Here is a 12,927-nt window from a genome sequence, read left to right on the forward strand (position 1 = left end):
GATTTCACTAGATCTAATCATGCACTTTTAGAAAGCATCTGGCGTAATCGGTCTTGAGCAACTTCAACCAGCAGATCCGGTTGGAATTTAGATATAAAGCGATCACAGCCTACTTTTTGTACCATGGCTTCATTAAAACTACCGCTCAGAGAAGTGTTCAATGTGATAAACAACTTAGACATACGTGGATCTTGGCGCACTTCATGGGTCAGTTTATAACCGTCCATTTCAGGCATTTCAGCATCCGTAATCATCATCAACAGCTCTTTTTCTACATCTTTACCTTCATCACACCAACGTTTTAAAACCGTTAACGCTTCTAGCCCGTCACGACACTCGATGATATTCATACCCAATTGAGAAAGCGTATCGCGAACTTGATTACGAGCTGTAGAGGAATCATCTACAATCAGAACATTACGCCCGACCATTGCTTGGGCCAATTCTTGATCGAGAATGTCCTCCGAGATAGTCACGTCGTAATGTACAATCTCTGCTAAAACTTTTTCAACGTCAATAATTTCGACAATTTGAGAGGCATCCCCCTCTTTGATTTGCGTGATAGCCGTGAGGTAATTCGAGCGACCAGACGTGGAAGGAGGCGGCTGAATTTCAGTCCATGCCGTATTAATAATGTTTTTAACCGGACCGACTAAGAAGCCCTGCACCGTGCGGTTGTACTCTGTCACGATCAAATTTTCTTCTTCCGCTTCGCCACGCAAAGCAGGAAAACCAATTGCGCCTCGTAAATCAATCACTGGTACCGCTTCACCTCGTAGAGAAGCAACCCCACGAATATTGTAGTGCGATCCAGGGAGCTTGGTTAACGGTGGAAGCTTGATGACTTCTTTCACTTTGAACACATTAATCGCAAATAATTGGCGACTATTTAAAGTGAACAGCAGAAGCTCTAGTCGATTTTCACCAACCAAGTTTGTACGCTGGTCAACCGTATTTAACACTCCGGACATACTACTACCTAAATTATGGATAATTCTTATTTTACTCGAAATCAGTACAGACACAGCAAGGTTATATAACCAAATAACCTTAAAATATTTGGCTTTTCGAGCACAGCTTTAAAGTACAACAGTTTTAGCGTATTACTTCTCTTTGCATCAGACGCAAAGTCACGCAGCACATTGAAAGCCATTTTGTTTATTTACTTGAGCTTTTTAGGAAATTACATGAATGGCGCAGATATAGCAATGCAACATAACTCAAATTCCCTTTCTAGTAATAGGCGATCAAAAAGGGTGAGCCGTTAAGTCTCACCCTAAATCACCTACAAATGCAGTCTCAACAGCTAGGCACATCATCATGTTAAAAAGTACTTAACCTTCCACAACCTTCATCAATAGTTGACCATCGTACAACGCTTGCTTAATCAACGCGGCACCAGGCATTGTGGCTTGCTTATAGAAACGAGACTCCACCAGCTCAAGATCTTGGTGATAAACAGGTAAACTCTGCTCTTCGATACAGCGACGAACCGCAGGATAAAGCACATCTTTTGCTTGGTTAATCACACCACCGATCAAGATTTTCTCAGGGTTAAATAAGTTGATCACAATAGCAATTGCAGAGCCTAAGTAGCGTCCAAGTTTTTCAATCACATCGACGGCCAAAGGATCACCGTTTGCAGCGGCTTCACAAATGCTCTCAATACTCATTTCTTCTTGTTTAGCAAGAATAGAGTCTTCGCCATCAGCGATTCGTCTTACGACTTCTTCACGAATTGCTTGAGAACTGGCAACGGTTTCCAAACAGCCAATATTGCCGCAATGACAACGTTTTCCATTTGGGTCAATTTGAATATGCCCGAGTTCACCAATGTTACCGTGACGGCCTTGCAAAACGCGCCCATCCAGAATGATGCCCGCACCTAAACCGTGGTGGATAGAGATAAGAACGGAGTTGTCATTATCTTGAGAATGACCAAAAAGCTTTTCTGCTAATGCCCAAGCTCGCGTGTCATTGGCAATGAAAACTGGCAAGCCTGTTGCTTTGTATATCTCTGGTCCAAGAGCAAGATTTTCGACATTGTAATGAGGCATCTGCAAAACGACACCTTGCTCTGAGTTCACGAGACCAGGCAGCGTAAGGGCAATACTGGTAACCCGATCAAGTTGATCCGCGTAAGTCTGAAAGAATTCATCAATTTCGTAAAGCAGGCGCTCAAGCACATCGTCTTGATCAAGCTCGTGTATCTCGATTTTAGTATCGATCAGTACATCACCGCCTAACTCATGCAAAGCAATGGTTAAATAACCTCGCCCCAAACGCATTGACAAAAATTGCCAGCCTTCATTATTGACCTGCAAACCGACAGCAGGTCGACCACGACTCGTCGCTTCTTGTACTGTCGTTTCATGAATCAAGTGCGCTTCAATTAATTCTCGAGTGATTTTGGTGATACTAGCAGGAGCAAGCTCACTCTGCTTGGACAAATCAATTCGAGAAATAGGACCTTTTAGGTCAATTAGTTTATATACACGACCAGCATTGACCTGTTTGATATGATCAATATGGCCCGGTTGAGCCATGTACATCTTGCACTCCGAAATTCTATAACGGGACAATTTTTTTACTTTGCGAACTAATTGTGAAGTGAATTAATAAATCCCCGTGACAAGCATCACGTATAAACCTGTTTGTTTGTGTATTCAATCAAATAACGAAGAATCTACTCCTGTTAAATTGTTTGAAAAATAACTTATTTTTATTCACTAAATTATGAAGTAGTGCCTTTAAAGCAGCGCATTTTTATCAATAAGGCCATTGCCTGTCGAATATCTGTCTGTTTTACCGGGGTTACTCTTAATATAAACATTCTGTGCATATACTTATATTCAAGTAGCTTTAAGGTGTGGGCTAAGCGAGGCTAACCTTGAGAGCGATTGCGTAAAGTAAGGATAGAGTTCAAGTTACCTTTACACACACATTCATCGGAGAATCTATGACTTCCAAATTAAGACGAACAAAAATTGTCACTACGCTGGGTCCTTCAACGGATAAGGACAATATACTTGAGGAGATCATCAAAGCCGGTGCAAACGTTGTCCGTATGAATTTTTCACATGGAACCAGTGAAGACCACATTCAACGTGCGAACAAAGTCCGTACCATTGCAGCAAGACTTGGGCGTCAGGTTGCAATTCTTGGTGACTTACAAGGCCCTAAAATCCGTGTATCAACGTTTAAAGACGGCCAAGTCATTTTGAATGTGGGCGATAAATTCACATTAGATAGTGATTTACCAAAAGGTGAAGGCAATCAAGAATCTGTAGGGTTAGATTATAAAGAACTGCCGCAAGATGTTTCACCAAATGACATTTTATTACTCGATGATGGACGCGTTCAGCTGCAAGTTACTACAGTAGAGGGTAATAAAGTTCATACCCGTGTGATTGTCGGTGGTCCACTGTCCAACAATAAAGGGATCAACAAAAAAGGCGGCGGATTGTCAGCGGATGCGCTCACAGAGAAAGATAAAGCCGACATTCTTACCGCCGCAGCAATTCAAGTAGACTACCTTGCTATTTCATTCCCGCGTAACGGCGAAGACATGCATTACGCTCGACGCTTAGCCAGAGATGCAGGCCTTGAAGCCATGTTAGTGGCTAAAGTCGAACGAGCAGAAACCGTCGCGACCAATGAGTCTATTGACGACATTATTTTCGCATCCGATGTAGTGATGGTTGCACGTGGTGACCTTGGTGTAGAAATCGGTGACCCTGAGCTCATAGGTGTCCAGAAAAAACTGATTCGCCGCGCACGCAGTTTAAACCGTATCGTGATTACTGCGACACAAATGATGGAGTCCATGATTACTAGCCCAATGCCAACGCGTGCTGAAGTGATGGATGTGGCCAATGCGGTTCTAGACGGCACTGACGCGGTGATGCTGTCTGGAGAGACTGCTGCAGGTAAATATCCTGTAGAAACGGTCAAATCCATGGCCGAAGTATGTGTGGGGGCAGAAAAAATGTCGGAGGCAAGTCTATCTACTTATCGCTTAGATAGAACCTTCGAAACCGCTGAAGAAACCATCGCAATGGCAACCATGTACTCTGCGAATCACATGGAAGGAATTAAAGCGATGATCTCATTAACTGAGTCCGGCAGGACTGCGTTGATGATGTCTCGCTTAAGCTCTGGCTTGCCAATATTTGCCTTATCACGGAATGAATCGACACTAAATCGAGCAGCATTATACCGAGGCGTGACACCTGTATATTTCGAGTCAAAAAGTGATGCGGGTTTACCAACGGCTCAAGCAGCTATTACTAGCCTTAAAGAGCAAGGGTTCTTGCACAAAGGTGATTTAGTCATTATTACTCAAGGCGATGTAATGGATGTTGTTGGCTCAACCAACTGCATGCGCATTCTACAAGCGTAGTAGTTATACCTAACCGGAGTTAACCACAAGAACCCGCAAATAAGGCTCCGAAAATGGAGCCTTATTTATATGCTTTGTATATTGCGCACATCGTGAACGTAAGAAGGTTTATGCACTCTCTCTACCATCAATTTCAACATCCAGCTGGTCATAGAGTTGAACTAGGTTAAACCCAGCTTGAAGCCCAAGTTGATAGTCATGCTCTAGTGACTCTTGGTCACTTAACAAAGAAGAAGAACGAAGTCCCTCTTTAGGCGCAACTTGTAAAATAAAAGTGTCGTCAGGTGGAGCAGATATAAAGGCCTGAGTGAGCTCAAATGTTTGATAATGAATCATCAGCATGTCGGCTAAACCTGAATCAAAATTCTCACCAATCAGATGACTTAAACGATACAAGTTATCGGCACCGAACAACCAACGACCTCCATTTAACAGCATTTTCCCTGCAAGCTTCGATTGATGTGCTGCATTAATTTTTTGTTGGAAGAACGACGCCCAATCCAGCTTCCACTGATTCACTTTTTGCTGCCATGATTGCTGTACTGAGTTGATAGACTCTCGATACCATTCGACAGGCACATCCCCCACTTCACTTTGGGCTCTCGCTTCAATCTCTGAAAACGGCTCTGTGCGAATGACAATAATGTTGCGAGCATTCTGACGCCACGCTTCTTGAACAGGGATAGAGGCAGACACGCCGCCATCAACAAACTTATTGCCATTTACGTCGACAGGTCCGTGGTACAACTTGGGAATCGCACATGTCGCTAGCATAGTGTTAAACCACGAGTCATCCAAGATTGGTAGATATTGATCTGATAGCGTCTCTATATTCGTTACCGCAGCAAACGCTCCTCGTTTTCCCAATGCACTACGACCTAAATCAAGGTCAAGCTTGTATGGGAAATCTTGAATCCGTTCTAATGCCCACTCTAAACCTAAGTACTGCTGCTTTCGGATATAGCGAAACAGATTAAAAAATTCAGGAGACGTTGTCAGCTCGGTAATAAAAGCTTTGCCCATGCCATGTTGACGACACAAGTAAGAACATAAGTTAAGTGCTCCGGCAGAGGTGCCATAGAATTCATCGAAAGGATCGAAGTTGGAAAGTAAAAAGGCGTCTAAAACGCCAGCGGTAAAAATCCCTCTCTGCCCTCCACCTTGCGTGACTAAAGCAGTTTTACCATGCCTAAAGTGCTCATAAACTTTTACATTAAGCTCTGCATGGCTTTCTGTGATTATACCGCTGTTACGTATCATAGGCTCACGCCATTTTGTTAAAACGTTTGGTAAAAGTGGTTATCTTAAGCTGTTGTAATAGCAATGATGCCAAATGACAAAAGCACTGCAAAAACAGTCACCACAATGATTAATGCGGATTTTAGATCGTGTTCCATAAACACCTCCTTAATATGTAACAAATTAATAACACCGGTGTGAAATATGTTCAAGATTTGCTTAATTTAGTCGCGCAATTTTGACTAACCCATCACAATTAGCTTAGTCATAATAAGGAGATAGGGCATGAACCAAAAACTCAGCTGGCTAGTAGGAATCATGATGATGAGTACTGCTATCAATGCACAAGCGAATATCATCGTTACACCATACATAGGCTATACAGGAGGCGGCCAAGTAGAGGATGAAAGTGGTAATACATACGATCTCGACCCCGCAGTGAACTACGCTCTTTCAGTCGAGACTCCCTTAGAAAAAGGAAGGATCGGATTGTTTTACTCCAATCAATCGACGGAACTTGAAAAGCTGTCCAACTCAGCAGATATCCATTATCTGCACTTCCAAAGCAGCATGTACTATCCTGTCGCAGAAAATTGGCAAACCTATATCGGTGTAGGTTTGGGCGCTTCTTATGCCGATGTGGATTGGGTAGACAAAAAATACGGATTTTCGGCTAGCGCTTTTGCAGGGCTGGAATATGAATTTTCAAAGAACTTTGCATTAACAGCCCAACTGAGATGGTTAGGAACGGTCGTTGATAACGATACATCTGGCGCCTGCAATCTACCTAATGACGGCTCAAACTGTATCATTAAGTTCGATACTGATTGGATGAACCAATTCCAATCAAATGTCGGTTTTAGTTTCCGCTTCTAATTTTTATGCATGTTCCTTTGCAGGACTCGTCACAAAGAACGCTGAACGAGTCCTGCACAGAGCCGATAAAGGACATCGTCTAAACACCATTGTTTGGCAAAGTAACGAAGCATCATCTAGATAGGTGCACAAAAGATAGCCGTACGCCCTAATTCATAAAAATAGTCTTAAACACCAAAGCAATTATTAGATCCCAGTCATTTATTCCAGACAAACAACCAACCACCCACACAAAACCACAATCAAACTCAAATTTAACAAGATTAAAACCAGACAACGCATCTGAATTAACATTTAGATTCTATTGCGCTAAGTATTATTAGAAGTTAGTCTGATCAGTGAAAACAGATAAATATTTCAGTTTTATCAAACACACATCAAAATTTTAAGATTAATAATCTACTTTCTCTTACAGTAGCCAGAATATAGCTCTATAAAATTATAAGAAGTTAGAATTAAGGATAGAAAAGCTGATGGATAACAGCGGTCCTTTCTTCCAACTGTTTGCGCAATTATTACTGTGTTACGTAGAGAGCTTCATTCCTCAGGGAGTCTTATAGGAGTCAAATATGAAGCGAGAACAATGGGGATCCCGGGCGGGATTCATCTTAGCAGCAGTTGGGTCTGCTATCGGTTTGGGAAACATTTGGCGTTTCCCATACATGGCCTATGAAAACGGTGGCGGCGCATTTTTTATTCCTTACATTTTTGCCATGATCACTGCCGGTATTCCATTTATGATCCTTGAGTTCAGTATGGGACAAAAATACCGAGGCTCGGCACCAAAAACACTTGCGAAAATTCATTCTAAATTTGAATGGCTTGGCTGGTTCCAAGTTGGTGTGGCTGCAGTTATTGCCGTTTACTATGTGGCTGTTATCGGTTGGTCGATTTCTTACTTTGGGTTGTCGTTCACTCAAGGTTGGGGAACCGATACCAACGCATTTTTCTTTAGTGAATACCTAAAGCTAGGTGACAACTCACCAACAGACTTAGGCAGTATTCAATGGAAGATTGCTTTATCCATGGTAATTGCTTGGGCAATTACTTACACCGCCATTGCCAAAGGCGTGAAATCAGGAATTGAACGAGCATCTAAAATTATGATGCCAATCCTATTCTTGATGGTGATTTTCTTAATCGGACGTATGATTTTCTTGCCAGGAGCTCTAGATGGCGTGAACTACATGTTCGAACCCGATTTCAGCAAAATTTGGGATGTTAAAGTATGGGCAGCGGCATATGGTCAGATCTTCTTTACGTTAAGTATCGGCTTCGCCATCATGCTAGCTTACTCTAGCTACCTACCAGAAAAGTCGGACATAACGAATAACGCGTTTATGACCGTGTTGATCAACTGTGGCTTCTCGATCCTAGCCGGCATCATGATCTTCTCAGTATTGGGTTACATGGCTCAAGAGCAAGGTAAGCCGTTAACAGAGGTGGTATCTGCAGGCGTTGGCTTGGCTTTTGTTACTTTACCTGCGGCAATTAACCTACTACCTGCCCCATATATTCTTGGTCCACTGTTCTTCTTTGCACTGGTGGTTGCTGGTCTAAGTTCGCATATTTCAATTATGGAAGCCGTAACTTCAGCCATTATCGACAAGCTGAAGTGGAGCCGTAAAAAAGCTGCAAATGTTGTGATTGGTATTGGCTTCGTTGTCTCTATGGCGTTTGCTACCAATGGCGGTCTGCTGCTACTCGATCTAGTAGACCACTTTGCAAACAACGTTGGCATCATGGTTGGTGGTCTGGTTGAGATTGTCTTGATGGCGTGGCTATTGAAGCGCGTGCCAGAAGTACGTAATTACGTTAACGAGCGCTCTGATTTCTCTGTTGGTCAATGGTTCGAGATCTGCTTACGCTTCGTTACACCAATCATGCTCGCCATTATCTTAGCGACCAAGCTATACGCCCTAATTACTGAAGGCTACGGTGGCTATGATCTAACTTTAGGCTGGGCACTTATCGCCGCACTCTTTATCTTTGGTCTAGTGATCAACGCAGTGAACCGCAAGGAGACAGCAAAATGACAATCAGCGCAATTATTATGATGGTTATTGGTTTAGGTATCACTTGGGGCGGCGCTGCCGTTTGCATCAAGCGAGCCATGGATAAACAATAACAGTATTGCATTCCAAACAAAAAACGCCGGTATTTACCGGCGTTTTTTTATGTTTCTTTTATTCTAGAAACTGTACTTGATGCCAACGGCGCCGCCAAGTTGCAAGTCAGCACCTTTGTAAAGATCTAGCTCTGGGTGTATTTGACCATAAAGGTCCCAGCCGCGTGATAAATCCCAGTTCACGCCAAGTGGTACTCTCACACCAAACTCGTCATCCCATTCATACCAGCCACCAACGCCGACATACCAAGTCACAGGCATGTTTTGATCGAATGTTCCACGCTTAGCGATGTAATCAAACGCCATACCATCGTTTCCGATAATGCCACGATATTTGTTATCTAACTCTACAACAACACTTAATTGTTGATCGACAGCCATACCAACTGATAGATCCGTTGGTTCGCTTGCCGCCATTGCCGTACTAGAAACTAGTCCCAAAAATAAAATGAATTTGTTCTTCATACACGTTATCAATTATTCAAAAAAACATTATTCGCTATTCAAACATAATTGCGTATCAATATGTCAACGATGGGTAAGCTCGATGTATGAAAAAGCTGACAAAAGTAAAGATGAGTTTAGGATCACACTAAAAAAGGAACTGTCAGTTAATAAAATAGGAACTAAAAAAGGAGGCCGAAGCCTCCTTTTATGCATTACTATGAATGACTGCGATTAACCGTGGTTACGAATCCACTCATCCATTTCAGTTTTTAGGTTATCAGACTTAGTACCGAAGATAGCCTGTACACCACCAGCTACAACTACAACACCAGCAGCGCCTAGTTGTTTTAGCTTGTCTTGGTCAACAGCAGCTGTATCTGCAACTGCTACACGTAGACGTGTGATACATGCATCTAGACCAGTAATGTTAGCTTTACCGCCAAACGCTGCAACCAGTTCACCGCCCATATCAGAGCCAGAAGTTACAGCTGCACTTTCCGTTTCATCTTCACGGCCAGGTGTTTTTAGGTCAAGCGCTGTGATTACACCACGGAACACTACGTAGTAAATTACTGCGTAAACTAGACCAACGGCAATCATTAGCACCATCTTCTGAGCGTTACCAGATAGAACTAGGAAGTCGATCAGACCGTGAGAGAAAGAAGTACCGTGTACAAAGCCTAGAGTGTTCGAAACGATGTATGCAGAACCAGCTAGTAGAGCGTGGATACCGTATAGTAGTGGAGCAACGAATAGGAATGAGAATTCGATTGGCTCAGTAATACCAGTTAGGAATGAAGTCAGTGCAGCTGACGCCATGATACCCATTACTTTTGCACGGTTTTCTGGTTTAGCACAATGAGCAATTGCGATTGCTGCAGCTGGTAGACCGAACATCTTGAACATGTAACCACCCGCTAGCTGACCGAAGCCATTACCAGCAGCACGAGATGCTTCATCAGCAACTAGGTAACAAGTTAGTACACCATTTTGAGCTTCACCGGCAGCGTTAACACAAGAACCTGCTTCGAAGAAGAACGGTACGTTCCATACGTGGTGTAGACCGAATGGGATTAGAGAACGTTCAACAACACCGTAGATACCGAATGCTAGCTGTGGGTTTTGGTGTGCAGCCCAATCAGAGAATGCAGAAATTGCACCGCCAATTGGTGGCCAGATAACAGAAAGGATAACACCTAGGATGATCGCAGCAAAACCAGTGATGATTGGCACTGCGCGCTTACCAGCGAAGAAGCCAAGGTACTCTGGAAGTTGGATTTTGAAGAAACGGTTGAATGCCCAAGCAGCCACACCACCGACAAGGATACCACCTAGTACACCTGTATCGATTTTCTCAACACCCATAACGCCCGCCATTACACCTAGCGTTGCCGTCATGATGCCGTAACCAACGATAGCTGCAAGACCTGCAACACCGTCGTTGTTAGTGAAGCCTAGAGCTACACCTACTGCAAATAGAAGTGCCATTTGGCCGAATACTGAACCACCAGCTTGTTCCATAAGATTAGAAACGATCTCTGGAATAAAGCTTAGATGGGCAGCACCCACACCTAATAAAATACCTGCAACTGGTAAAACTGATACTGGAAGCATCAGAGCCTTACCAACTTTTTGCAGGTTAGCAAAAAGGTTCTTAAACATGTTTATGCTCCTGATAAATTTATAAGTATTATTTGGGCACTAACGGCACACCCCCGTAGCCTAAAGGTTAGCACCCAATGAAAATGTAACCACAACTGCATTATATTTTCCGGCTCTAAATATATATTGATGACCCTCAAACTTTCCACACAGTTACGAAATTTAGTTTCAAAACAAGTCTTGGATCACACCCAAAAACAGCCGATGAAAAGGTTTGCATTTCACTTATATTACTGTTTTATAAAGAATTAATTATTTATATAATTAATTTTAAGGCGTAAATAAAATACGCCTCAATGTTATTTTTAGTAACAAAATTACATTTGTGATTTTTGAATGTTATTAAATCAACATTTTTAGTAAACATTAAACTCGTGAGCGTATCTGTTGTTTTTATCAACAAAAAAGGAGCCTAAGCTCCTTTTTTATGCTCTTATTATTTTTTCATCGCAAAAAAAGATTTCGGAAGTTTTCGGTGGTTTTTTGTGCCACTTCAGAAAGAGAGCACGATTTGAGTTGCGCAATATAAGAAGCGACTTCGACAACGTAAGCGGGTTGATTCTCTTTGCCACGATGAGGGACAGGAGCCAAGTAAGGAGAATCTGTCTCAATAAGAAGCTTCTCTAAAGGTAGAGTCTTCACCACTTCTTTTAACTCTGTAGCTTGACGGAAAGTAACAATCCCCGAGATAGAAATATAAAACCCCAGCTCCAGTGCAGCTTCAGCAAATGGAAGATCTTCTGTAAAACAGTGGATAACACCACCACATTTCTCTGCCCCACCCTTACGCAAAATATCTAGAGTATCCGCACGTGCGTTTCTGGTATGGATAATTAAAGGTTTGTTGAGCTCCACTGCAAGATCAACGTGTTGCTCAAAGCGCTCTTTCTGTAACGCGGCCGTTTCGGGCTTGTAATGATAATCTAAACCCGTTTCGCCAATAGCGACGACTTTTGCATTCGACGCATGGTGGCGCAATACGTCCATCGAAAAGTCGCTTTCAACATCAAGTGGGTGCACACCGCACGAAGCATAAACATTGTCATAAGGCTCGATCATTTCCATCATTTTCGGGAAAGAATCCAGCGTTACTCCAACAGAAAGTAGCTCAGTTACGTTTGCTTGTTTAGCTTTGTTAATAACGTCTTCCACATTGATGTGGAGATCGTCGTAATTCAATTTGTCTAAATGACAATGAGAATCTACGAACATAATGCCTCTCGTGATTCAATTAACCAATTCATTGATAGTAGCTCAAGGTTCAGGCCAGGAAAGGCTTGCACCTGAGCTTTCAGGTTCATCAGCGCCTTCGCTGATGAGTACAAACCGTTATAGTTGTCCGGTTGAAACTTTGTCGCGCCCGGAAGCATTTGAGCTTCTGATACACCAAACTGCGCTTTCTGAGCATCTGTCAGTAAATACCATGCCCAGTCTAGTGATTGCTCTGAGTGTTTAGCGATTAAAGAAGCACACTCAGAAACGTCTGAAACAGGCGAAGACATTGCCTTAATAAAACTGCGTTCAAAAGCCAAGTAAGCTTCGAGATCACCATTATTTAACGCATCCAATGTTTTTATTGGAGAGCCCATATTCAGTTTTAAAGCATAAGCAGGAACTTGCTTCGCCCCTTGTTCGTGCATCCATTGCATTGCTTGTTCCGCTGACGGAGGCGCAACAACCCAGTGTTGGCAACGGCTACGAATCGTTGGGAGCAGACGCTCCTGATTGTGGGTAACGAGCAAAAACAAGCACTTTGCCCCAGGCTCTTCTAGCGTCTTTAACAGCGCATTCGATGCCGACTCGTTCATAGAGTCCGCCGGTTCTATTACAAATAGGCGGTAACCATTAAGCTGAGATGATTCCTGAGCAAGACGGTTACAAGCGCGAATTTGGTCCACCGTTATCGCCTTTCCTTCTTTCTCTGGCTTGGTCCAGTGTAAATCAGGGTGGTTTTGAGATTGATTTAGCTGGCAGCTATGACAAAAACCGCATGCTTCACTCGCGTAATTTTGGCAAAGAAGCGCTTGGCTAAAAAACTCGATAAGTTTTTCGATGCCTAAGCCCTGATCGCTTTGTAATAAAAGCGCACCTGGTATTCTGTCCGACTCTAACCCTACTTTGAGGTTATCCCATATTGGCTGTAGCCATGGATAATCATTTAACATGAGTCACC

The 12,927-nt window shown here is 42.9% G+C and carries 12 protein-coding genes; 4 read left to right on the forward strand and 8 right to left on the reverse strand.

What is annotated here, in order from left to right:
* Positions 1-17 precede the first annotated feature (17 nt).
* Together R8O70_RS10490 and R8O70_RS10495 are read right to left on the reverse strand one after the other, a co-directional pair.
* Positions 18-971, reverse strand: coding sequence for a chemotaxis protein CheV (locus R8O70_RS10490; protein ID WP_005372976.1), 954 nt, complete (start codon positions 969-971; stop codon positions 18-20).
* A 363-nt stretch (positions 972-1,334) separates the two neighbouring features.
* Positions 1,335-2,552 carry an ROK family protein gene (locus R8O70_RS10495; protein WP_005385828.1) on the reverse strand — a complete coding sequence of 406 codons (1,218 nt, stop codon included), beginning with the start codon at positions 2,550-2,552 and terminating at the stop codon, positions 1,335-1,337.
* A 407-nt stretch (positions 2,553-2,959) separates the two neighbouring features.
* Between R8O70_RS10495 and pyk the strand changes: the two genes are divergently transcribed.
* A complete protein-coding gene (pyk, locus tag R8O70_RS10500) occupies positions 2,960-4,402 on the forward strand; it encodes a pyruvate kinase (protein ID WP_213912337.1) in 1,443 nt (480 codons plus the stop codon).
* Between the two features lie 108 nt (positions 4,403-4,510).
* Here the strand turns inward: pyk and R8O70_RS10505 are convergent, their stop codons facing one another.
* On the reverse strand, positions 4,511-5,662 hold the full coding sequence (locus R8O70_RS10505) for a patatin family protein (protein ID WP_258624421.1): 1,152 nt from the start codon (positions 5,660-5,662) through the stop codon (positions 4,511-4,513).
* Between the two features lie 44 nt (positions 5,663-5,706).
* Positions 5,707-5,799, reverse strand: a complete 93-nt coding sequence (locus R8O70_RS10510; protein WP_005372970.1) for a YnhF family membrane protein — start codon at positions 5,797-5,799, stop codon at positions 5,707-5,709.
* 127 nt (positions 5,800-5,926) lie between these two features.
* Here R8O70_RS10510 and R8O70_RS10515 point away from each other — a divergent pair, with 127 nt between their 5' ends.
* From R8O70_RS10515 to R8O70_RS10525, 3 genes are all read left to right on the forward strand, one after another.
* Positions 5,927-6,517: an outer membrane protein gene (locus R8O70_RS10515; RefSeq protein ID WP_047103413.1), complete on the forward strand. Its 591-nt coding sequence runs from the start codon at positions 5,927-5,929 to the stop codon at positions 6,515-6,517.
* Positions 6,518-7,086: 569 nt separating this feature from the next.
* Positions 7,087-8,553 (forward strand): sodium-dependent transporter, encoded by a 1,467-nt coding sequence (locus R8O70_RS10520; protein ID WP_005372966.1) that lies wholly within the window; start codon positions 7,087-7,089, stop codon positions 8,551-8,553.
* Complete coding sequence (locus tag R8O70_RS10525; RefSeq protein WP_005372963.1) at positions 8,550-8,645, forward strand: MetS family NSS transporter small subunit; 96 nt, start codon at positions 8,550-8,552, stop codon at positions 8,643-8,645. Before R8O70_RS10520 ends, R8O70_RS10525 begins: the two co-directional genes overlap by 4 nt.
* 63 nt (positions 8,646-8,708) lie before the next feature.
* Here R8O70_RS10525 and R8O70_RS10530 read toward each other — a convergent pair whose 3' ends face one another.
* From R8O70_RS10530 to R8O70_RS10545, 4 genes are all read right to left on the reverse strand, one after another.
* Complete coding sequence (locus tag R8O70_RS10530; RefSeq protein ID WP_053349624.1) at positions 8,709-9,110, reverse strand: hypothetical protein; 402 nt, start codon at positions 9,108-9,110, stop codon at positions 8,709-8,711.
* Between the two features lie 213 nt (positions 9,111-9,323).
* Entirely contained in the window at positions 9,324-10,754 is a 1,431-nt protein-coding gene (gene ptsG, locus R8O70_RS10535) for a PTS glucose transporter subunit IIBC (protein WP_005372959.1), read from the reverse strand.
* Between the two features lie 444 nt (positions 10,755-11,198).
* The gene (locus tag R8O70_RS10540; protein ID WP_005372957.1) at positions 11,199-11,966 is read right to left on the reverse strand and encodes a TatD family hydrolase; all 768 of its coding nucleotides are present in this window, start codon (positions 11,964-11,966) and stop codon (positions 11,199-11,201) included.
* On the reverse strand, positions 11,957-12,919 hold the full coding sequence (locus R8O70_RS10545) for a DNA polymerase III subunit delta' (RefSeq protein WP_258624422.1): 963 nt from the start codon (positions 12,917-12,919) through the stop codon (positions 11,957-11,959). Before R8O70_RS10545 ends, R8O70_RS10540 begins: the two co-directional genes overlap by 10 nt.
* Between the last annotated feature and the right edge of the window lie 8 nt (positions 12,920-12,927).

The organism is Vibrio sp. 779(2023), from assembly GCF_033344285.1.
Classification (GTDB): Bacteria; Pseudomonadota; Gammaproteobacteria; order Enterobacterales; family Vibrionaceae; genus Vibrio; species Vibrio alginolyticus.

Excerpts from the sequence above, each read along its gene's own strand:
- R8O70_RS10515 (WP_047103413.1), top strand. The coding sequence starts at position 5,927 with ATGAACCAAAAACTCAGCTGGCTAGTAGGAATCATGATGATGAGTACT.
- R8O70_RS10505 (WP_258624421.1), bottom strand. The coding sequence starts at position 5,662 with ATGATACGTAACAGCGGTATAATCACAGAAAGCCATGCAGAGCTTAAT.
- R8O70_RS10530 (WP_053349624.1), bottom strand. The coding sequence starts at position 9,110 with ATGAAGAACAAATTCATTTTATTTTTGGGACTAGTTTCTAGTACGGCA.
- R8O70_RS10490 (WP_005372976.1), bottom strand. The coding sequence starts at position 971 with ATGTCCGGAGTGTTAAATACGGTTGACCAGCGTACAAACTTGGTTGGT.
- R8O70_RS10495 (WP_005385828.1), bottom strand. The coding sequence starts at position 2,552 with ATGTACATGGCTCAACCGGGCCATATTGATCATATCAAACAGGTCAAT.
- R8O70_RS10520 (WP_005372966.1), top strand. The coding sequence starts at position 7,087 with ATGAAGCGAGAACAATGGGGATCCCGGGCGGGATTCATCTTAGCAGCA.
- ptsG (WP_005372959.1), bottom strand. The coding sequence starts at position 10,754 with ATGTTTAAGAACCTTTTTGCTAACCTGCAAAAAGTTGGTAAGGCTCTG.
- R8O70_RS10540 (WP_005372957.1), bottom strand. The coding sequence starts at position 11,966 with ATGTTCGTAGATTCTCATTGTCATTTAGACAAATTGAATTACGACGAT.
- R8O70_RS10545 (WP_258624422.1), bottom strand. The coding sequence starts at position 12,919 with ATGTTAAATGATTATCCATGGCTACAGCCAATATGGGATAACCTCAAA.
- R8O70_RS10510 (WP_005372970.1), bottom strand. The coding sequence starts at position 5,799 with ATGGAACACGATCTAAAATCCGCATTAATCATTGTGGTGACTGTTTTT.
- R8O70_RS10525 (WP_005372963.1), top strand. The coding sequence starts at position 8,550 with ATGACAATCAGCGCAATTATTATGATGGTTATTGGTTTAGGTATCACT.
- pyk (WP_213912337.1), top strand. The coding sequence starts at position 2,960 with ATGACTTCCAAATTAAGACGAACAAAAATTGTCACTACGCTGGGTCCT.